At 69.4% G+C, this 20,599-nt stretch carries 19 protein-coding genes; 11 read left to right on the top strand and 8 right to left on the bottom strand.

The genetic code is table 11. The features are described 5' to 3' along the window. The first annotated feature begins 381 nt into the window (after window positions 1–381). Window positions 382–1,209: a hypothetical protein gene (locus tag AB0B82_RS25595; protein WP_360173427.1), complete on the top strand. Its 828-nt coding sequence runs from the start codon at window positions 382–384 to the stop codon at window positions 1,207–1,209. 136 nt (window positions 1,210–1,345) lie between these two features. Here AB0B82_RS25595 and AB0B82_RS25590 read toward each other — a convergent pair whose 3' ends face one another. Then, window positions 1,346–1,663, bottom strand: a complete 318-nt coding sequence (locus tag AB0B82_RS25590; protein WP_360173424.1) for a hypothetical protein — start codon at window positions 1,661–1,663, stop codon at window positions 1,346–1,348. 135 nt (window positions 1,664–1,798) lie between these two features. Then, window positions 1,799–2,272, bottom strand: coding sequence for a methylated-DNA--[protein]-cysteine S-methyltransferase (locus AB0B82_RS25585; protein WP_360173421.1), 474 nt, complete (start codon window positions 2,270–2,272; stop codon window positions 1,799–1,801). A 109-nt stretch (window positions 2,273–2,381) separates the two neighbouring features. Here AB0B82_RS25585 and AB0B82_RS25580 point away from each other — a divergent pair, with 109 nt between their 5' ends. From AB0B82_RS25580 to AB0B82_RS25570, 3 genes are all read left to right on the top strand, one after another. Then, window positions 2,382–3,107, top strand: coding sequence for a DUF4328 domain-containing protein (locus tag AB0B82_RS25580; protein ID WP_360173418.1), 726 nt, complete (start codon window positions 2,382–2,384; stop codon window positions 3,105–3,107). A gap of 211 nt (window positions 3,108–3,318) precedes the next feature. Next, entirely contained in the window at window positions 3,319–5,490 is a 2,172-nt protein-coding gene (locus AB0B82_RS25575; protein WP_360173415.1) for a DUF4328 domain-containing protein, read from the top strand. Window positions 5,491–5,502: 12 nt separating this feature from the next. Further along, complete coding sequence (locus tag AB0B82_RS25570) at window positions 5,503–6,288, top strand: TIM barrel protein (RefSeq protein WP_360173412.1); 786 nt, start codon at window positions 5,503–5,505, stop codon at window positions 6,286–6,288. On the opposite strand, the gene AB0B82_RS25565 is transcribed toward AB0B82_RS25570, so the two are convergent. Next, window positions 6,255–6,815 (bottom strand): TetR family transcriptional regulator, encoded by a 561-nt coding sequence (locus AB0B82_RS25565; RefSeq protein ID WP_360173409.1) that lies wholly within the window; start codon window positions 6,813–6,815, stop codon window positions 6,255–6,257. The genes AB0B82_RS25570 and AB0B82_RS25565 overlap by 34 nt on opposite strands. A 93-nt stretch (window positions 6,816–6,908) precedes the next feature. Between AB0B82_RS25565 and AB0B82_RS25560 the strand changes: the two genes are divergently transcribed. Continuing rightward, window positions 6,909–8,057: an NAD(P)/FAD-dependent oxidoreductase gene (locus AB0B82_RS25560; RefSeq protein WP_360173406.1), complete on the top strand. Its 1,149-nt coding sequence runs from the start codon at window positions 6,909–6,911 to the stop codon at window positions 8,055–8,057. Between the two features lie 23 nt (window positions 8,058–8,080). On the opposite strand, the gene AB0B82_RS25555 is transcribed toward AB0B82_RS25560, so the two are convergent. Continuing rightward, window positions 8,081–9,088 (bottom strand): LacI family DNA-binding transcriptional regulator, encoded by a 1,008-nt coding sequence (locus AB0B82_RS25555; RefSeq protein ID WP_360173403.1) that lies wholly within the window; start codon window positions 9,086–9,088, stop codon window positions 8,081–8,083. 167 nt (window positions 9,089–9,255) lie between these two features. On the opposite strand from AB0B82_RS25555, the gene AB0B82_RS25550 reads away from it, so the two are divergent. From AB0B82_RS25550 to AB0B82_RS25540, 3 genes are all read left to right on the top strand, one after another. Next, the gene (locus AB0B82_RS25550; protein ID WP_360173400.1) at window positions 9,256–10,740 is read left to right on the top strand and encodes an alpha-N-arabinofuranosidase; all 1,485 of its coding nucleotides are present in this window, start codon (window positions 9,256–9,258) and stop codon (window positions 10,738–10,740) included. 129 nt (window positions 10,741–10,869) lie between these two features. After that, on the top strand, window positions 10,870–12,996 hold the full coding sequence (locus AB0B82_RS25545; RefSeq protein ID WP_360173397.1) for a family 43 glycosylhydrolase: 2,127 nt from the start codon (window positions 10,870–10,872) through the stop codon (window positions 12,994–12,996). Next, on the top strand, window positions 12,997–13,887 hold the full coding sequence (locus AB0B82_RS25540) for a glycoside hydrolase family 43 protein (protein WP_360173394.1): 891 nt from the start codon (window positions 12,997–12,999) through the stop codon (window positions 13,885–13,887). Between the two features lie 6 nt (window positions 13,888–13,893). On the opposite strand, the gene AB0B82_RS25535 is transcribed toward AB0B82_RS25540, so the two are convergent. Then, window positions 13,894–15,267, bottom strand: a complete 1,374-nt coding sequence (locus AB0B82_RS25535; RefSeq protein WP_360173391.1) for a PLP-dependent aminotransferase family protein — start codon at window positions 15,265–15,267, stop codon at window positions 13,894–13,896. A gap of 18 nt (window positions 15,268–15,285) precedes the next feature. Between AB0B82_RS25535 and sigJ the strand changes: the two genes are divergently transcribed. From sigJ to AB0B82_RS25520, 3 genes are all read left to right on the top strand, one after another. Further along, entirely contained in the window at window positions 15,286–16,230 is a 945-nt protein-coding gene (gene sigJ / locus AB0B82_RS25530) for an RNA polymerase sigma factor SigJ (RefSeq protein ID WP_360173388.1), read from the top strand. Between the two features lie 82 nt (window positions 16,231–16,312). Continuing rightward, on the top strand, window positions 16,313–17,491 hold the full coding sequence (locus AB0B82_RS25525; protein WP_360173385.1) for an FAD-dependent oxidoreductase: 1,179 nt from the start codon (window positions 16,313–16,315) through the stop codon (window positions 17,489–17,491). Window positions 17,492–17,548: 57 nt separating this feature from the next. Further along, window positions 17,549–18,220 (top strand): pyridoxamine 5'-phosphate oxidase family protein, encoded by a 672-nt coding sequence (locus AB0B82_RS25520; RefSeq protein WP_360173382.1) that lies wholly within the window; start codon window positions 17,549–17,551, stop codon window positions 18,218–18,220. Here the strand turns inward: AB0B82_RS25520 and AB0B82_RS25515 are convergent. The 3 genes from AB0B82_RS25515 to AB0B82_RS25505 all read right to left on the bottom strand — a co-directional run bounded on the left by AB0B82_RS25515 (window position 18,217) and on the right by AB0B82_RS25505 (window position 20,598). Next, on the bottom strand, window positions 18,217–19,002 hold the full coding sequence (locus tag AB0B82_RS25515) for an ABC transporter permease (protein ID WP_360173379.1): 786 nt from the start codon (window positions 19,000–19,002) through the stop codon (window positions 18,217–18,219). The genes AB0B82_RS25520 and AB0B82_RS25515 overlap by 4 nt on opposite strands. After that, window positions 18,999–19,943, bottom strand: coding sequence for an ATP-binding cassette domain-containing protein (locus AB0B82_RS25510; protein WP_360173376.1), 945 nt, complete (start codon window positions 19,941–19,943; stop codon window positions 18,999–19,001). Before AB0B82_RS25510 ends, AB0B82_RS25515 begins: the two co-directional genes overlap by 4 nt. Before the next feature lie 130 nt (window positions 19,944–20,073). Then, a complete protein-coding gene (locus tag AB0B82_RS25505) occupies window positions 20,074–20,598 on the bottom strand; it encodes an EXLDI protein (protein WP_360173373.1) in 525 nt (174 codons plus the stop codon). Between the last annotated feature and the right edge of the window lies 1 nt (window position 20,599).

Below are 20,599 nucleotides of genomic sequence, written 5' to 3'. Positions count from 1 at the left end.
GACCGCAACAACTACAAGATCACCCACACCATCCACATCCACGACGGTTGACAACCACACCCCAGCCCTAACTGAGCGGCATTGGGGGCAACCCTTCAGATGAATGGGCAAGCTGCCGCCGACCTCGAGGTATGGCGCGGTGCGGGCGACGTTCTGTGGGTAGGCCTGCGGCGTTGGCTGTCCGGCGAGGTGAGCGTGGCGGTGGGTGTCCGTCGGGGTGGATGTGTACGGAGAGTGCGGTGGGGGCACCGGATTATCGCGGCGGTACGTCGTACGATGCAGATGAAGCCGGATTTGTCCAGAGTCGTAACCAGAACGAGCCCATGTCGCCGATGGGCGGGAGAGCTGTCCGCTGCGGCGGGTGGCACCGAGGAGGGAACCGTGGGTTTGAGGAAGTCCAAGGGCCGGGTCGAGACCGCCAAGGAGCGCGTCCGTCCGCTTGCCGGGTCGGCGTCGGAGAAGCTCGGACCGGCCGTGGGCCAGGTTCGTGACCATCTCGCACCGGCTGTGGGCACCGCACGGGAGAAGGTGTCGCCGTACGCCGAGAAGGCCGTCGAGCGGGGTGCGCACCTCGCCCACCAGGCGGTGGAGAAGGCCGGACCGGTGCTCGACGACGCGCTGGCCAAGGTGGGACCGGCCACCGAGCACGCGGCCGAAAAGGCGCGCGAGCGGCTGAACGACGACCTGCTGCCGAAGATGACCGCGGCGCTGGCGACCCTGGCGGCCGCCGCCGAGCCGGTCGTCGAGGAGACCACCCGCCGGAGCAAGGCCACCAAGGCCGCGCTCAAGGGTGAGCTCGACGTGCCGAAGAAGAGCCACAAGCTCCGCAATGTGGTGCTGTTCCTGGGGCTCGGCGCGCTCGCCGCGGCCGCGGTGAAGAAGCTGCTGACCCCGCCGGAGCCGGCGTGGCAGTCCACCCCGACCAGCGGTCGCGACTACAGCTCGGCCCCGGCCGGTACGACGTCGCACGCGAACGGGACCACCCCGTCGTCGAACGGCCGGACAGACACGAAGCCGGCCGAGTCCACGACCGAGGCCCCCAAGGCCGAGGCCACGAGCGACGCCAAGGTGGGCACCGATGCCAAGGCGAGCACCGACGCCAAGGCTGATGCCGCGACCAGCGAGGCCAAGGACGACGCGAAGGCCGCGTCGAACGGCACCGCGAAGAAGGCCACGACCAGGAAGTCGACCGGCTCCAGCGACTCCTGAGCGAAGAACCACCGCAACCACGACCGCAACCAGCACCGCAACGGCGAAGGTCCCGACCCCCGGCTGGGGATCGGGACCTTCGTTCGTCCAGGTGACGCCGCCTTGCGCGAACAGCGTCAGGCCGTCGGTCGGCTCGTCAGTTGACTTGTGGTTCCGGGTCCTCGGACGCCTTCGCGATCGTGTAGCGGCCGGCGGACAGCAGTTGGGTCGCGTACCGATGCGTGATGCACGGGTACGTCCCGCCGCAGCTCAGACAGACGGCGTCGTTGCGGTGCAACCAGGGAACGACCTTGAGCCGCTTGGTCCAGGTCAGCGGTTCCCGGTCCGGAGCGTGCATCTGGAGCGCCGCGCGCGCGGCGTCCTGGATCTCCGGGGCCGACCATTCCTCGGCGCTCTTGTTCATCAGGGCACTGAGGTCGGGGTGGAGGTGGTCAGTGGTGCGGGCTTTGTTCATTTATATGTCTTCCAAGGCAGGTGGGGAGACGCCTGAATCACTCGCTTCAAACGTTAGTGCCCCGACCGGTCCGCCGCGCTCCGGCACCGCGCGTACGGGTGTCAGATCTTCGTTAGTTCCACCTGCCGAAACCGGTCAGGTCCAGAGTGTCTCGAAGCTGACCCGGGCCTCGAGCTCGAGCAGATGCCGCTTGGTCGGGATGCCGCCGCCGAATCCGACCATCTTCCCGCCGGCGCCGACCACGCGGTGGCAGGGCACGACGATCGCCAGCGGATTCCGGTTGCAGGCCGTCCCGACGGCGCGGGCGGCACCGGCGTCGCCGACGGCCTTCGCGACATCGCCGTACGTCTGCATCTCGCCGTACGGGATCCGGGTGAGCTGTTTCCAGACCGCCCGCTCGAAGTCGGAGCCGCCGCGCACCGACAGCGGCAGCGTGAACTCCTGGAGCTCGCCCGCGAAGTAGGCCGCGAGTTGCTCGGCGGCTTCGGACAGCAGCGGATGCGGGCCGAGCGGGCGATCGGTCGCGCCGAAGTGCAGCCGGCAGAGCCCGGTCTCGTCGGCTGCGAGCGCGAGCTCGCCGACCGGTGAGTCGACCACGGACCAGTGCATGCGACCATCCTCCCTCCAGCCACCGACAATGTCTGGCGGAAAGCCGCCACGAACGGTGTGCGACCGGATGTTCTCGCTCCGTCACGCCGGGTTGTGCTATCTCTGATCCATGCCGAGCCGGGCGTCGCAACCACCGATGGACCGGTGGTTCAGCTCCGAGCGGGCGATGGGCATCGGTGCCTCGGTCCTGATCGGAGTCGTCACCGTCACCACGTGGTCGACCGCGTGGTCGGACTGGAACCTGTACCGGACCCGCAAGCAGTACGGCGAGAACGCGAACCGGCTGTCCGAGGCGTACCTGATCTCCGGCTCGCTCGGGATCGTGGCCGGGCTGGCGCTGCTCGCGGCGGCCGTGGTGTTCATCGTCTGGCTGTGGCGGGTGCGCTGGAACGCGGAGATGTTCTGCCGCGGCGCCCACCGGTACTCCCGCGGCTGGGTACTCGGCTGCTGGCTCGTTCCGGTGGTGAACCTCTGGTACCCGAAGCAGGTGGTCGACGACGTGATGGCCGCCAGCGACCCAGGGACCGACCCGCTGACGCCCGAACTGAAGGACATCCCGGGCACTCGGTTGGCGTGGGCGTGGTGGCTGACCTGGGTGGCCGGCCTGGTCACCGGAAACATCGTGCAAAGAGGTGTTCTCGCCGGCGCGTCGCAACTGGGAGATCTGCGGACGAACGTCATACTGTCCTCCGTCTCGGCGCTGTTCACCACCGCCGCGGCCGTCTTCGCGGTGATTTTGATCCAGCGGATCGACGAGCTGCAGACCCGGCGTCCCTGGGTGCCGTGGTGGGCGGTCGGGACACCGCACAGCGGCTACCAACCCCCTGCGCGGTAAACCAAACCGTCACGCCCAGTCTTCTGCTTCGTTACCTAAGGTGATGGGCGTACGAAAAGAACACGTTAAGTCGGCACCCTCCGTGCTGGGGCCGGCTGCCCTCGCATACCTACTTCGTGGTATCAATGTGGCTCGGTCACGCGGGGGCAGGATCTGGCCGAAGCGCCGAACAGACGACGACGGAGTTCCAGCAACGCGAGGGACGCGAGACGTGAGCCACCCGCAGGCATTGATGACTGCTGTCGAGGACCAGGAAGAAGAGTGGCAGCCGCACGCGGCTGAGGAGTTCCAGCAGGTCGGGACGGTCGGGAAGATCGCCATCGGACTGCTCGGGGCGTCGACGCTCACGCACCTGTTGTCCACCTGGTCCGACTGGAACACGTACTCGGTCGTGCACCGCTACCTCGGCGGGATGCCGAACGTCGACGACGCGGACCTGAATCGCGCCGACGCGATCGCCAAGATCACCGCGGTCCCGAACGTGATCATCTCGGTCGCCGCCGCGGTGGTGTTCGTCATCTGGTTGTGGCGGGCCCGGGTCAACTCCGAGGTGTTCTGCCAGGCCGACCATCGCCGCAGCCACGGCTGGGTGCTGGCGAGCTGGTTCTGCCCCGGACCGAACCTCTGGTACCCGAAACAGATCGTCGACGACGTCTGGCTCGCCAGCGATCCGAAGACCCCTGTGTACGCCGATGACCTGCGCCGGTTCCGGCCCCCGACTCTCACGTCCGTGTGGTGGGGTGCCTGGATCGGCGCTCTTGCGTTCGACGTGGTGGTCCGCCGGTTCCTGATGTGGATGGAAGCCACTGTCGGGTCGCTGCGTGGCATCGCCCTGGCCGGTACGGCGTCCCTCGTGCTGACCGCGATCTCGGCGGTGGCCGCGACGATGGTGATCCGCAAGATCAACCACATGCAGACCACGCGCAAGTGGGTGCCGTGGTGGGACCAGGGCCCGAAGCTCCGGTCCGTCCCGACGTACGAGATCGAGCAGGTCCCGTCGTACGCGAACAACGCATTCGGGAGCGCCTCGTACGCGAACGACGACACCGACGAGCAGCCGGCCATCAACGAGCCGATCGCGAGCGGTCCGGCGCTCGGCGTGGTGCGCGAGCCGCAGTTGCAGACGGTCGGCGCTCCGCAGGCCGGCAACCCGTTCGCGCCGGCCCCGCAGGCTCCGGCCGCCGAGCAGGCTCCGGCCGGCAGCCCGTTCGCGCCGCAGACGTTCCCGGGTGACGGCGCCGCTGCTCCGGCCGCGTTCGCCGGTGAGCCGCAGCGCGAGGAGGCGCCCAAGTGGAGCCCGTTCGCGCCGGTAGTGGAGACGTGGCGCGACGACGACGGCGGTCCGGCGACGCAGCAGTTCAACCCGGTCCAGGAATGGCAGGACGAGCAGCCGGCGGCCGAGACGACGTACGACGCGCCGCAGAGCTGGGAGGACTACCGCAGCTCGGTGACCGCGGACGTGCTCGGTACGACGGGCAGCTGGCGTGACGAGACGCCCCCGCTGACCGTCGTCCAGCCCGACCCGTACGCGTACCAGCCGGAGCCGGCCTTGGCGCCTGAGCCGGTACTGCCGCCCGTGCCCCCGCAGCCCGAGGTCGAAGAGCCCTGGGCCGCGCGCTACTCCGAGCCGTACTCCTACGAGTCCGACTACCTGACCTCGACGGCGCCCGCTGCGCCGGCTGAGGCTGCCCAGCCCGCACCCGAGCCTGAGCCCGCGCCAGTTGCGCGCGCCGGTCGCCGGGCCGCTCGGGTCGCGGTGGACAGCCCGTCGGCCATCCAGCCCGCCGTGCCGGACCACTCGACGTCGCACGCTGCCGAGACGTACTCGTCGTACACCGGCCACACCGGCCATGCGGTCTACGGTCAGTCCGAGCACACGCAGCCGTCGTCGTACGTGTCCGCCTCCTCGGGGTACTACGAGCCGGCGCCGGCACCGACCCAGGCGCAGGACGACTTCCTGACCCCGTCGAAGCCGCTGCCGCCGGTGCCGTCCTACGGCCCGGAGCCGACGTACTCGCCCGAGCCGACGTACTCCCCGGAGCCGACCTACTCGTCCGGCACCGGCCAGACCGACTACACCGACTACGGCTCGTCCTACGCGCCGGCGCCGGAGTACACCTCGGACTACTCGTCCTCGTACAACTCGAACGGCTACGACAGCTACAGCGGCTCGGACTACAGCAGCGCCGAGACGTACGAGACCTACAGCCCGAACTACGCCACCGAGTCGTACGGCGCCCAGTACAACACCCAGTACGAGGCGGATCAGGTGCAGCAGGAGTACCAGCAGCAGTCGCCGTACTCCTACGAGCAGCAGCAGGCCGACCAGGACCAGACGTCCGCTCCGCGGACACACCCGCGGCGCGGTCGCTGGGGAATCTGATCTGATAGCGGTATGCGTCTAGGTTTCGCCACTCTCGGTTGCCCCGGAGCTCCGCTCGACGACGTCCTGGCGCTTGCCCAGGGCAACAAGTTCACCGGGCTGGAGCTGCGCGCCCACACCGAGGAGTTCACCCATACCGGGCTGACCGCCGCCCAGCGCCGCGAGCTGCGGACCCGGATCGAGGACGCCGGCCTGGAGATCTTCGCGATCAGCAGCTACGTACGGCTGTGCGCGGTCGAGGAGCAGCCGCTGGAGGCGCACCTCGAACTCGCGGCCGACCTCGGCGCACTCGGCGTCCGGGTGTTCCCGGGTGACGACGTCGACGCCGAGACGCCCGCGGACGGCCCGAGCGCCGGTGAGATCCGGGCGCTCGACCGCGTGACGTCCGCGCCGCGTGACGTACCGATCCTGCTCGAGACGCACGACTCGCACTCCACGGCTCGCCAGGTCGCGGCGTTCTGCTCGGTGCTCGACACCGACGTCCCGGACCACAATGTGAAGGCGATCTGGGACAGCTCACACACCTGGTCGCACGGCGAGACGCTCGCCGAGTCGTTCGCGCTGCTGCGGCCGTGGCTCGAAGTGGTTCAGTTCAAGCAGATCGATTCGCAGCAGGAGTACCGCCCGGTGGCGATCGGCGCCGGCGACTTCCCGATCGACGAGTTGCTGAGTGTTCTCGACGGCACCGACTACCCGCTCTCGCTTGAGTGGGAGCTGAAGTGGCACCCGGAGCTGCCGTCGCTGGCCGAAGCCCTGCCCGCGGTTCACGACTGGCTGGGGTCGGGCGCCGTCAAGTAGCGGGCGAGCGTCGGCCCGAGCCAGGCGACGACTGTGTCGTCCGGCATTGTCGTGATCGGCGGGAAGCCGAGGATGTAGCGGCAGAGCGCAAAACCCAGCACCTGGCTGGCGACCAGGCCGGCCCGGATCTCGGGCCGGTCGACCGCGTGCGCCGTCAGCGTCGGCGCGAGCTGGCTCGCGAAGATCTCGCGCATCCGCTCGACCGCGACCTCGTTGGTGACCGCGGTCCGGAGCAGGACCCGGAGCGAGTCGTCCTCTTCCCACCGCCGCAGGAAGTGCCGCACCAGCGCCTCCCCCACCGCCTCCAGCGGTAGGTCGGCGAAGTCCGGCAGCCGGATGTCGAAGTCGGCCGCTGCCGCGAACAGCTTCTCCTTGCTGCCGTAGTACCGCATCACCATCGCCGGGTCGATCGCCGCGTCCGCAGCGATCGCCCGGATCGTCGCGCGCTCGTACCCGTCCGCGCCGAAGCGCTCGCGGGCTGCCGCCAGGATCGCGGCGCGGGTCCGGTCGGACTTCTTCTCAGCCATGTCCGGAGCATATGCCAACACGTGTTGACTTTTCGAGTCAGGAGGCCTATGGTAAAAGTCAACAAGCGTTGATAAACCATCGAGGGAGCGACGATGACTCCGCAGCAGACAGAGGTCGTAGTGGTGGGTGCGGGTCCGGTAGGGCTTGCGGTGGCAGCCGGTCTGCGGCTGCACGGGCACGACGTGGTGGTGGTCGACCGGCAGGCCGAGGGCGTGAACACCTCGCGTGCCTGCGTGATCCACCCGCGGACGCTGGAGGTCCTGGAGGAGCTCGGGGTGACCAAGCGGCTGGTCGACCTCGGCCTGCAACTGAAGGACTTCGCGGTCCGCGCCGGCGACCACAAGCTGGTCCCGGTCGGCTTCGCGGAGCTCCCGACCGAGTACCCGTTCGTGACGATGATCCCGCAGCCGATCACCGAGCAGGTGCTGCTCGAGCGGCTGGAGGAGCTCGGCGGTTCGGTCCTGCGGCCGTACTCCGCGACCGGCCTGAAGCACTCCGCCGACGGCGTCGAGGTCACGCTCGACAACGGCGACGTGATCGCGGCGCAGTACGTCGTCGCCGCCGACGGGATGAACAGCACGATCCGGGAGCTGGCCGGCCTGCGGATGCCGGGCAACACGCTGCAGATCTCGTGCAGCCTGGTCGACGTCCGGGTGGACGGCGGTCTGCCGGTCGACGAGGTCGCGCTGTACTTCGCCTCGGCCGGACTGCTCGTGGTGGCGCCGCTGCCGGACGGAAGCTTCCGCATGGTCGCCGAGATGCCGAATGCGCCGGAGCACCCCGACCTGGCGTACGCGCAGCGCCTGCTGACCGACCGCGGCCCGCGGAAGTCGCGCCCGCAGGTCACCGAGGTGATCTGGGGTTCCCGCTTCCGAATCCACGAGCGCGTTGCCGACCGGTACCGCTCAGGTCGTGTCCTGTTGGCGGGTGATGCGGCGCACACCCACAGCCCCGCCGGCGGCCAAGGCATGAACCTCGGCCTCCGCGACGCGGTGGCCCTCGCCGACGCCCTGTCGACCGCGCTGGCCGGCGACGACTCCCAGCTGGACGCCTACGCCGAAACCAGCCGTCATGAGGCAATCCGCGTCATCGGTCTCTCCCACCGCCTGACCCGCCTGGCGAACGTCCCCCGCCCGGTCCGCCCGATCCGCAACGCCGTACTGACGCTCGTCGGTCGCATCCGCAAGACCCAAACCGACTTCGCCAAGCAACTGGCCGGCTTCCCCGAGCGGAAGATGTAGCCCGCTGGACCCAGCTGGTCCGGTCAGCCGGCGGTGGATTCGCGGATTTCCAGGGTGTACGGGACGGTGAGGTCGCGGTGGACGACCTCGCCGTCCTCGTCGGTTCCGGCGATGCGGTCCAGGAGGAGGCTGACGGCGTTCTCGGCCAGCCAGTCCTTGTCGGGGGAGATCGTGGTGAGGGTGGGTGAGTGATAGCGGCCGTCCTCGATGTCGTCGAAGCCGGCCACCGCGACGTCCTCGGGGACTTGGAGGCCGGCCTCGGCGAGGGTGCGGAGGGCGCCGAGCGCCAGCAGGTCGTTGAAGCAGAAGACGGCGTCGGGGGGCTCGGGAAGGGCGAGGAGCTCGCGCATCGAGGTGGCGCCGTCGAGGCGGTGGTAGCCGGCCGCGGCGAGTTCGAGGGTGGCGTCGTGCGGGAGGCCGGCCGCCTTCAGGGCCTTGCGGTAGCCCTTCCGCCGGACCGCGCCGGTACTCGTCCCGCCGACGCCGATCGCCGCGATCCGGCGCCGGCCAAGGGAGATCAGGTGCGACGTCGCGTCGTACGACGCCTGCACCGAATCGACCGCGACCCGGTCGAACTGGCCGCCGGCCGGGCGTTCACCGAGCAGCACCAGCGGCTTGCCGGTGTCCGCCGCGGTGAGCTCGGCTGGTGCGGTGGCGAGCGGGGAAAAGATGATGCCGTCGATCAGTTGCCCGCGCATCCCGTCCAGGACGAACTGTTCCGCGGCGCTCTCACCCTCGGTCTGGTCGATCAGCACGGTGATCCCGCGGCGTTTCGCGGCCCGGCTGATCGCGGCGCCGAGTTCGGCGAAGTACGGCGAACCCATCTCCGGAATCGCCAGCGCGATGAAGTCCGACCGGCCCTTGCGCAGCGAGCGGGCGCTGACGTTCGGCTTGTAGTTCAGGTCGGCGATCGCGGCCTCGACCTTGGCCCGGGTCCGGGCCGTGATGTGCGGGTAGTCGTTGATCACGTTCGAGACCGTCTTCACCGACACACCGGCGCGCGCGGCCACATCACTGAGCCTGGTCGCCATCCGAACCTCCCGTCACACCGTGTCGCCCGAGTGTGCCATGCCCGGCCGGTCCGGCCCACCCGTCGGGGGACCGGCGTCGGTCACGGAGTGGGGCGAGGCCTTTACACGGGATGTCAATCGTTGTAGACATCCACGTTAAACGTTGTAGACCGGTGCTGGGAGGTTCTGTGGCGCGGCTTGTGGTGGATCCCGCCTTCACGGTCGGTGCGCTGGACCGCCGGCTGTTCGGGTCGTTCGTGGAGCACATGGGGCGCTGCGTCTACACGGGCATCTACGAGCCGGGGCATCCGGCGGCGGACGCGGACGGGTTCCGCCAGGACGTCCTGGAGTTGGTCCGGGAGCTCGGCGTGACCGCGATCCGCTACCCGGGCGGCAACTTCGTCTCGAACTACGACTGGGAGGACGGCGTCGGGCCGAAGGACCAGCGGCCGCGCCGGCTCGACCTGGCCTGGCGGGCGATCGAGCCGAACCAGTTCGGCACCGACGAGTTCGTCGCCTGGTCGCGCAAGGCAGGCGTGCAGCCGATCTGGGCGGTCAATCTCGGCACCCGCGGGATCCGCGAGGCGGTCGACCTGCTCGAGTACTGCAACCTCCCGGCCGGCACCGCGCACGGCGACCGCCGGGTCGCGAACGGCAACCCGGAGCCGCACGACATCCGGATCTGGTGCCTGGGCAACGAGATGGACGGCCCCTGGCAGATCGGCCACAAGACCGCGGACGAGTACGCGCGGCTGGCCGAGGAGACCGCAAATGCGATGCGCCGCGTCGACCCCGGCCTCGAACTCGTCGCCTGCGGCTCGAGCAACGCGGGCATGCCGACCTTCGGCGAGTGGGAGCGGGTCGTTCTCGAGCGCACCTACGACCTGGTCGACCACATCAGCCTGCACGCGTACTACGAGCCGCACGACGGCGACCAGGTGAGCTTCCTCGCGGCCGCCGAGGAGATGGATCGGATGATCTCCTCGGTGATCGCGACCGCCGACCACGTGAAGGCGCTCAAACGCAGCGACAAGGAACTGACCTTGTCGTTCGACGAGTGGAACGTCTGGTATCAGCAGCACTTCCCCGGCGAGCTCGGCCTCCCGATCCGCGAAGTCGGCCCGCTGATCGAGGACACCTACACGGTGGACGACGCGGTCGTCGTCGGCAGTCTGCTGATCACGCTGCTCCGGCACGCCGACCGCGTGAAGATCGCTTGCCTTGCGCAACTGGTGAATGTGATCGGCCCGATCCGCACCGAGCCTGGTGGTCCCGCGTGGCGGCAGACGATCTTCTACCCGTTCGCCCTGACCGCGCAGTACGCCGGTCCGACCGTACTGCGGACCGCCGTCGACGGCCCGACGATCGAGACCGCGGCCTTCGGCACGGTGCCCGCGCTGTGGAGCACCGCGACGTACGACGAGAGCACCGGGGAGACCGCGATCTTCGTGGTGAACCGGAGTGAGACCGACAAGATCGATCTGGAGATCCCGGTCAACGGCCGGGTGATCCGCCACCTGGCGCTGTACGACGAGGACCGGACGGCGGTGAACACGGCAGACGATCCGGATCGCGTGCAGCCGCGGGCCGTGGACGGTACCGCGGTCGTCGACGGCGTCTGCCGCGCCACGCTGCCGCCCGCCTCGTGGCATGTGATCCAGCTGAACAGGTAGAGATCCACGACAGCAGTTGACTTGAGAGGGGACCCGCCCGTGCCTTCGAAACGACTACTAGCAGCCGCCCTGACCGTGGCCGCAGTCGCAGCCGGTACTTCCGCCGCGACAGCAGCACCACCACTTGAAGTGACCACGACCAACCCGATCGACTCGACCTTCGCGGACACCTTCGCCGACCCGTCGGTGATCCAGGGCCGCGACGGCTACTGGTACGCGTACGCCACCTCCGACCCGCTAGTGTCCGGCGGCCCGTTCGGCCTGATGCACATGGCCCGCACCAAGGACTTCAGCTCCTGGGAGTATCTCGGCACCGTCTTCGACGACAGCACGAAGCCCGCTTGGGCCGCGCCCGGCTCGTTCTTCTGGGCGCCGGACATCCGGTACTTCGGCGGCCGCTACGTCATGTACTTCACCGTGACCGACACGAACGCCAACTCCGGTGGCGATCCCGCCATCGGCGTCGCGACCGCGCCGACACCGGCCGGGCCCTGGACGGCGACCGACGGACCGGTCGTGACACCGAAGCCGAACGGCAGCGGCGGTTTCCTCGGCACCATCGACCCGGCAATGCTGACCGCCGCGGACGGCAAGCGGTACCTGTATTACGGCGGCTTCAACGGCGGCATCTCGGTCACCGAGCTGAGCGCCGACGGTCTGCAGGCGGTCGGCGAACCGACCCAAGTCACGATCGGCGACCGCTACGAGGGCTCGTACGTCGTCTACCGCGACGGCTGGTACTACTTCATGGGCTCGTCGATGAACTGCTGCGCCGGCCCGACGACCGGGTACTCGGTGTTCGCCGGCCGTTCGCGCTCGCCGCGCGGGCCGTTCGTGGACGCCGACGGGGTCGCGCTGACCGACTCCCGGGTCGGCGGCACCACGGTGATCACGCAGAACGGCAACAAGTGGATCGGGCCGGGGCACCACGCGTTTCTCACCGACGCGGCCGGCCAGGACCACATCGTTTACCACGCGATCGACCGCAACAAGGCGTGGCTGACCGACCCGTTCGGCATCAACCGCCGGCCGATGCTGATCGACCGGATCGACTGGATCGACGGCTGGCCGCGGACGCGCGCCGGGCTCGGCCCGTCCGACGGGCCGGTGGCCGCGCCGACGACAGGGTCCGGCCTTGGCATCGACTCCACCGACCCGGCCGCCGGCCTCCAGGGAGCCCGCAAGCAGGCGGGCGACGAGCTGGGCGGACCGACAGCTGCGATTCAAGGCGCGGCGCAGACCCGTGCTGCTGCGCCCGCCGGTCCGGTCCGGGTCGATGCCGACGTACGGCTCGGCGGGACCTTCACCACGGTGGTCGGCAACACGGTGGTCGCGACGGTCACGAACGACAAGGTGACGGTGACGGTCGGCCGCCGTACGGCGGCCGCCGCGGTGCCGGCCGATTTCGACCGCACGCAGTGGAACAGGCTGACCGTCCAGGTCTCCGGATCGACCGTCACAGCAAGGCTCAGCGACTCGGGACTTGGTGACCTCTATGCCGAGGCGCGGCTGACCGTGCCCGGGTTGAAGCTGTCGTCGACGCCGGTGCGCTGGCTGGGTTCGGCCGAGCTCGACAACCTGACCGTGCGTCCGGTCGCGAAGACGGTCACCAAGCCGGCCGCCGTACCGCGGACCGGCCGGCTGCTCGCGGGCGACGACTTCGACGGTCCGCTCGGCGCGGCTTGGTCGTGGATCCGTCCGGACAACCAGGCAACCATTGCCGGCGGCAAGTTGTCCTGGCCGCTGCAGAATGCCGACCTGGTCGGCTCGGGGAACAACGCCGGGTTGCTGTTCCACACCACCCCGCCCGGTGACAAGTGGATCGCCGAAACCAAGCTCCACCTCGACACCGGCGAAGGCGACATCAGGAACTACCAGCAGGCCGGCATGGTCGCGTACATCGACGACAGCGACTTCGCCCGGCTCGGCAGCGTGGCGATCTGGCGGACCCGGCAGACCGAGTACGGGCGTGAACTGGTGGCACGGCCGTCCGACGGAGCGACGTCGTACGGTGCGGCCGCGATCGGGCGGTCGGCGCCGACGCTGTGGATGCGGCTCGCGTACCAGAAGAACGCCGCGGGCGAGCACGTGTATCGGGCCGCGACGTCGGTCGACGGCAAGAACTGGACCTGGGGTGCGGCCTGGGTGCTACCGGAAACTGCGAAGATCGGTCTCTACGCGCACGGTGAGTTCACCGGCGCGAACCCGGCGCCGGTCGCGACGTTCGACTACCTCAGGTTCTACGAGAGCAGATAAATGGGATTCTCCAATCCGGTGTACGACGGTGGCTTCGCCGATCCGCAGATCATTGCGGTGGGCAACGACTATTACGCCTTCGCGACCAACGGGCCGCTGGGCAACGTGCAGACGCTGACCTCCCGCGACCTGGTGTCGTGGCAGGCCGTCGGCGACGCGCTGCCGTCGTTGCCGGACTGGACCGCACCGGGCCGGGTGTGGGCGCCGGAAGTCGCGGTGCACGCACCCGACCGGTACGTCATGTACTACACCTCGCGGGACGTCGCCACCGACCGGCAGGCGATCGGAGTCGCGGTGGCGTCCACGCCGACAGGTCCATATGTCGACAAATCGATGAAGCCGTTCATCCATCAGGTCGACGAGGGCGGATCGATCGACGCGTCGCCGTTCCAGGACTCGAGCGGTCGGCGCTGGCTGTACTGGAAGAACGACGGCAACGCGATCGGGGTCGACACCTGGATCTACGTCTCCGAACTGTCCGCGGACGGCCTCACGCTGACCGGTCCGGTGCACCGGATGATCAAGCAGGACCTCCCGTGGGAAGGCAATCTGGTCGAGGCGCCGTACCTCGTCGAACGGGACGGCAAGTTCCACCTGTTCTATTCGGGCAACGCCTTCGACAAGGCGTCGTACGCGGTCGGCCATGCGCTGTGCGAATCGCCGATCGGCCCGTGCGTGAAGACCGGCGACCCGATCCTCACCACCTCCCCCGATGCCGCCGGGCCGGGACACAACATGGTCCTCGGCGACTGGTTCGTCTACCACGCGTGGGATCCGGCGCAGGTCGGCACCGACCCGAAGGGCCGCACGATGTGGCTGTCCCACCTCACCTGGGACGGCGACACCCCGGTCGTCCAGCCCCCACTCGCAGCCAACCCCTTGGATCCGTAGCCACGGTCAAGGCCGAGACGTGCCGAGGACCTCGGTCAGGACTGTCAGGGCTTTGTGGAGATCGGGGGTCGACGGCGTCGCGTACCCGATCACCAGCCCCGGTGGTCCCACCACGCTGCGGCGGTACTCCGAGAGCGGCGCGACGACGACGCCGGCCGCCCGTGCGGCGCGGGCCACCTCCAGGTCGTCGACGTCGTCGGGCAGCAGCAAGGTGATGTGCAGTCCTGCATCCTGACCGACGATCCGGCCGTACGGCGCCAGTACGGAACATGTGTGTGTACGGCGATCCGCGTACAGCCGGCGTCCGCGCCGGACGGCCTGGTCGAGGTAGCCGTCGCGGAGCATGGCGAGCAGGGCGGCCTGCATCGGCCAGCCGGGCCAGTCGCCGGCGTCGGCGCGGAAGGTAGCGAGTTGGTCGACCATCGCCTCGGACGCGACCAGCCAGCCGAGACGCAGCGCGGGGCTGAGCGTCTTCGACAGTGTCCCGAGGTGGACCACGCGCTCGAGGTCGAGTTGCGCGAGCGCGGGCAGCGGCGCGACGTCGTACCGGAACTCGCTGTCGTAGTCGTCCTCGATCAGCAGGCTCCCGGTCCGGCGCGCCCACCGGACGAGTTCGTTGCGCCTGGCAACAGGTAGCCGGCCGCCCAGCGGGTACTGATGGGAGGGCGTGACGTAGACGGCGGTGAGGTCGGCCGTCAGCTCACCGACCAGCAGCCCGTCCTGGTCGACGCCGACATCGAGGATCTCGAGTTGGTGGTCGCGGGCGGCGACGACCGCGTTCAGGTACCCGGGGTCCTCGATGGCGATCCGGTCGCCCGGTCGGCGGGTGGCCGCGAGCAGCAGCCGCAGGCCGTGGACGGTTCCGTTGGTGACCAGGACGTTCTCCGGCCCACAGGCGATGCCGCGCACCCGGCCGACGTGATCCGCGAGGGCGGCGCGCAGCGCAGGCAGTCCGGCCGCGTCGTCGTACCCGCGTGGCGGTGACTGGGTGGACACCTCGCGCCAGGCACGCCGCCAGCCCTGGTCGGGGGTCGGCGCGATGTACGGGATGCCCGGGCGCAGCGTCAGCAGCTCGGCCTCGGCGTCGGCCGGCTGCGGCGCACGTCGCCGTACGGCGGGCTGCAACGGGACGACGTCGGTGACGAAGGTGCCGGCGCCGGTGCGGCCCTCGATCCAGCCCTCCGCGTGCAACTGGTCGTACGCCGCCTGCGTCACGGACCGCGAAACGGCGAGCTCCCGGGCGAGATCGCGGGTCGACGGCAGCCGGTGACCGGCCTGCAACCGCCCGTCCAGCACGGCCGCCCGGAACTGCTGCGCCAGTTGCAGGTGCAACGGCAGCCCGGCGCTCCGGTCGATCGTCAGCGGCAGCGAACTCTGCACGCCAACTAGGATCGCAGCATGAGCATCACCGCGGAGGACCTGTCTCGTTTCGAGTGGTCCCGGGGCCGGCTGGAAGCCATCGCCTACCGCATGCTCGGCTCGGCCGCGGAGGCGGAAGATGTTGTCCAGGAGACCTTCCTGCGCTGGCAGGCGGCCGACAGCGACCGGATCGAGGTCCCCGAGGCCTGGCTGACCAAGGTGCTCACCAACCTCTGCCTCAACCAGCTCGCCTCCGCCCGCGCCCGGCGTGAGACGTACGTCGGTCAGTGGTTGCCCGAGCCGTTGCTCGACGGCGACCCGATGCTCGGACCGGCAGACACCGTGGAGCAGCGCGAGTCGGTGTCGTACGCCGTCCTCACGTTGCTGGAACGACTGTCGCCGAACGAGCGCGCGGTCTACGTCCTGCGCGAGGCCTTCGAGTACTCGCACCGCGAGATCGCCGAGATCCTCGAGATCAGCGAAGCATCCAGCCAGCAGCTGTACCGGCGTGCCAAGCAGCACATCGCCGACGGCCGGGCGCGAACCCAGGTCGATGCGGCCGCGGCCCGGCGGATCGTGGACGAGTTCCTCGCTGCCGCGACCAGCGGCCGGACCGAGTCGATCGTGCGGCTGCTCACCGCCGACGCGATCTCGGTCGGCGACGGCGGCGGCAAGGTCCCCGCACGGACGTCCGCGATCGAGGGCGGACTCGCGGTCGCCCGCTTCCTGCGCGGTGTGTTCCGGCCCGGCGAGGCCAAGCGCCAGTACGTCGGCGGGCGCCCCGACGCCTACGCCTGGACGGTCAACAGCGAACCCGCCCTGGTGGTCGTCGTCGACGGCGCGGTCGTCGGCATCATGTGCCTCGAGCTCACCCCGGACGGCGTGACCGCGGTCCGCACCCAGGCGAACCCGGACAAGCTGGCGCGGGCGACCGAGATCTTCGCCGCGATCGACCACGGGGAGCCGCTCACCACTCTGCTGTGACGTGCTTCATATCCGCGACCTGTCAGGAAACGGCGCGCTGCCCGGTTCAAGGGGCGACACCGAATCAGACAGGAGTACGGATATGAAGCACCGCATCGTGGTCCTCGGCGCCGGTTACGCAGGAGCCGTCGCGGCCGGCCGGCTCGCCGCACGGCTGCACCGCGACGAAGTCAGCATCACCGTGGTGAACGGTGTGGCCGACTTCGTCGAGCGGATCCGCATGCACCAGCTGGCCACCGGACAGGACCTCACGCCGCGGCCGCTGGAGGAGATCTACGCCGGCACCGGCGTCGAGCTGAAGGTCGCGAAGGTCACCGCCGTCGATGTCGACCGCAAGACGGTCAAGCTCGACGCCGGCGAGTTGGAGTACGACACCCTTGTCTACGCGCTCGGCAGCGGCTGGAACCCACAGGGCGTACCGGGCGTTGCCGAGCACGCGTACGAGATCGCGAGCCGTCCCGGTGCGCTCCGCCTGCGCGAGCGGCTCTCGGAGCTGCCCGCCGGTGCGAACGTGGCGGTCGTCGGCGGCGGTCTGACCGGGGTGGAGTTCGTCACCGAGCTGGCCGAGTCCCGGCCGGACCTGGACGTCGCGTTCGTGGTCCGTGGCGAGCTGGGCGACTGGTTGTCGGCCAAGGGTCGCCGGCACCTGAAGAAGGTCACCGGCAAGCTCGGCATCACCGTGCACGAGAACGCTGCCGTCGCCCGTGTCGGCGCGGACAGCCTGACGACGGTGGACGGTACGTCGATTCCCGCGGCGGTGACGGTGTGGACCGCCGGGTTCGCCGTGCACCCGATCGTGGCGGCGACCACGCTGGAGGTCAGCGACAACGGACGGATCGTGGTGGACGAGACCATGCGCTCGGTGTCGCACCCGGACGTCTACGCGGTCGGCGACGCGGCGTACGCGATGGGCGCGAAGGACAAACCGCTGCGGATGTCGTGCGCGTCGGGTCAGCCGATGGCGTGGCAGGCGGCCGACTCGATCGCGGCCCGGTTGACCGGTGGCAAGCTGCGGAAGGCGCACCTGTCGTACTTCAACCAGTGCATCTCGCTGGGCCGGAAGAACGGGCTGATCCAGTACGTGACGGCCGATGACCGTGCGGTCAACGCCGCGCTGACCGGTCGGTTCGCCGCGAGGTACAAGGAGTTCATCTGCAAGGGTGCTGCCTGGGGCGTGAAGAACCCGATGGGCGGGCTGCCGGCCCGCCGCCGGCACGTGGTCGCGCAGCCGATGGCCTTGAAGGCGCAGCGAGTGGACTAGGTGATTCGGCCCGGAATGGCCCGTGTCGCCATGCCACTGAGCGGCCAACCTGGTGCCATGACCGCTTTGCAGCCGACAGCCCGGACCTCCCTGCGTCGCTCGAAGGAACGCGCCGCCACCGATCGCGCGGCGCTGCACGAGGTGTTGCTCGAAGGCATGTTCTGCCACCTCGGCGTGATGGTGGACTACGACCCGCTGGTGCTGCCGACGGCGTACGGCGTCGACCTGGACCGCGGACCGGACGGTGAGATGTACCTGCATGGTTCGGTCGCGGCCAGGAGCGTCGTCGCCGCGCCGTTGCAGACCGTCTGCGCCACCGTCACGCACACCGACGGCCTGGTGCTGGCGCGGTCCGCCTTCCACCACTCGGTGAACTACCGGTCCGCCGTGATCTTCGGCGTACCGCGGCTGGTCACCGACCCCGAGGAGAAGCTGCACGGTCTGAACCGGATCGTCGACCACCTGGTGCCCGGCCGGTCGACCGAGGTCCGCCCGCCGAACCGCAAGGAACTGGCCAAGACCTCGGTGCTCGCGCTCTCGCTCACCGAGGCATCGGTGAAGACCCGGTCCGGACCGGCCAACGACGAGGAGGAGGACCTCGACCTGCCGTACTGGACAGGCGTGCTCCCGCTCCGGCTCGTGGCCGGCGCTCCGAACACCAATCCCGACTGCGATCTCCCGGTGCCGGCTCACGTGCAAACTCGGGCGAAGCTCCTGGGTGCCGGCTAGGCGACAGTGCCCTTGTTGTAGTTCGACTGGGCCCAGAAGTAGCCGACCACGGCGATCGCCACGCACCAGCCCGCGGCCAGCCAGCCGCTGCTGCTGTCGACCGGCGTCTCCAGCAGCAGGTGCCGCAGGCTGTCGATGATCGGGGTGAACGGCTGGTACTCGGCGAACCAGCGGATGCCGCTCGGCATCGCCTCCAGCGGGATGAACGTGTTGCTGAGGAACGGCAGCAGCAGCGCGATCGGCAGGACGATGTTGCTCGCGCCCTCCGGTGTCTTGCTGGTCAGCCCGAGCGCGATCGCGAACCAGGTCAGACCGATGGTCAGGCCAATGAGCAGGGCGGCGGCCAGCAGCCACTCGCCGACCGATGCGGTCGGACGGAACCCGATCAGCACCGCGAAGCCGATCACCAGGAGCAGGCTGCCGATCGTCAGCAGGACGTTCGCGAGCACGTGCCCGGTCAGGACGGCGGGCCGGAAGATCGCCATCGTCCGAAACCGGGCCACGATGCCCTCGGACATGTCCATGCAGACCGCCACCGCCGGTGACATCGTCCCGGACGCGATCGACATCAGCAGGATTCCGGGGGTCAGGAAGTCGATGTAGTCGAACCCGGCACCCGCCCCGCCGATGCCGGCCGCGAACGTGTCGCCGAACACCAGCCCGAAGAGCAGGAACATGATCACCGGCATCCCGAGAGCGCCGAGCGAGAGGCCGGGGTAGCGCTGCGCGTGCCGGAGGTTGCGCCGCAGCATGGTCGCGGTGTCTTGCAGTGCATAGCTCATTTCGCCGTCACTTCCTTCGCGGTGGGCTGACCGGTGACGGCGAAGAACACGTCGTCCAGGTCGGGGGTGTGGACCGTCAGTTCGCCGACCTCGAGCGAGGCGTCGTCGATCCGGGCCAGGAGGTCACGCAGCGCGTGCACGCTGCCGTCGCTGGGCACCTGGAGCACCAGGGCCTCGTGGTTCGGTACGGCGGTCGGTAGCACCTGGCCCGCGAGCGCGAACTCCTCGGGCGAGGTGAACCGCAGCCGGATGTGTCCGCCCGGTGCGAGCCGCTTCAGCTCCTCCGGCGTACCCTGCGCGACGAGCTGTCCGTGGTCGAGAACGGCGATCCGGTCGGCCAGTTCGTCGGCCTCGTCGAGGTACTGCGTGGTGAGCAGGACCGTGACGCCGTCGGCGACCAGTGCGCGGATCAGCGTCCACATCCGGTGCCGGCTGCGCGGGTCCAGTCCGGTCGTCGGCTCGTCCAGGAAGATGATCCGCGGCCGGCCGACCAGCGTCATCGCCAGGTCGAGCCGGCGCTTCATCCCGCCGGAGTACGTCGAGGCGAGCTTGCCGCCGGCCTCGGTGAGATCGAACTGGTCGAGGAGTTCGTCGGCGCGACGGCGGGCCTCCTGCTTGCCGAGGTGGTGCAGGTCGGCCATCAGGATCAGGTTCTCGCGGCCGGTCATCAGGCCGTCGACCGCGGAGAACTGACCGGTGACACCGATCGCGGCGCGTACCGCGTCGGGTTCGGCGTGCAGGTCATGGCCGGCCACCCGGATCTGGCCGGCGTCGGCGGTGCCGAGCGTGGACAGGATCTGCACCGCAGTGGTCTTGCCGGCGCCGTTCGGGCCGAGCAGGGAGAAGATGGTGCCTTCGGCAACGTTCAGGTCGATGCCGTCGAGCACGAGTTTGTCGCCGTAGGACTTGCGCAGTCCGCGGACGTCGATCGCAGCTGACATGAGGGATCCTCGGTGTTTTCGGGCAGGGTGAACCTGACCCGGGTAATTGACGGGTCTGCCAGGAGGGAAGAGGGCGTGCGCGATCACCCGAGCGGCGGCAGTCGCCGTCCGGTGCTGGTGCGGGGTTCAGTCAGATGTCGAGATCCTCGACCGCGGGCTGATCGGCGGCCTCCTCGACGAGTTCGTACAGGTCCTCGGGGATGAGTGCGCGGAGCTCCTCGACCGTGTCGACGACGTACAGGGTGGCCTCGCCCTGCGCCATGCTCCAGGACTGGTCGGTGCTCCAGTTGCCGACCCACGAGCGCCACCCGGTCAGGTAGCGCTCGTCGTCGGCGTTCTGCTTGAACTGGTTGCGACGGTCCGCGTGCAGGACGAACTTGCCGGTCCGGCTGCGGTAGACCTTGAACGCCTCGTAGCCGTCCCTGCTCGACCGTCCGCCTTCCGCGAGCAGTACACCGGAGAACCGTTGCTTGCGGCCGGTGCCCCGGCCCACCCGCACGGTGATCTCGTCGAACCCCTCGAGCCTGCCCTCTTCGGCCTCGACGTACTTGCGCAGCGCGATCGAGATCGCCGAGGACAGGTTGCCGGCGAGTTCCTGGGCGCGCTTGTACAGCGGCAGGTCGTCGTCGGACACGTAGATCGTCTTGTTGGGCATC

It is taken from the genome of Kribbella sp. NPDC048915 (genome assembly GCF_040649595.1).
In the GTDB taxonomy this organism is placed as follows: domain Bacteria; phylum Actinomycetota; class Actinomycetes; order Propionibacteriales; family Kribbellaceae; genus Kribbella.
The sequence above is the reverse complement of the archived record's forward strand: the minus strand, read 5'-3'. Positions and strand labels throughout refer to the sequence as shown.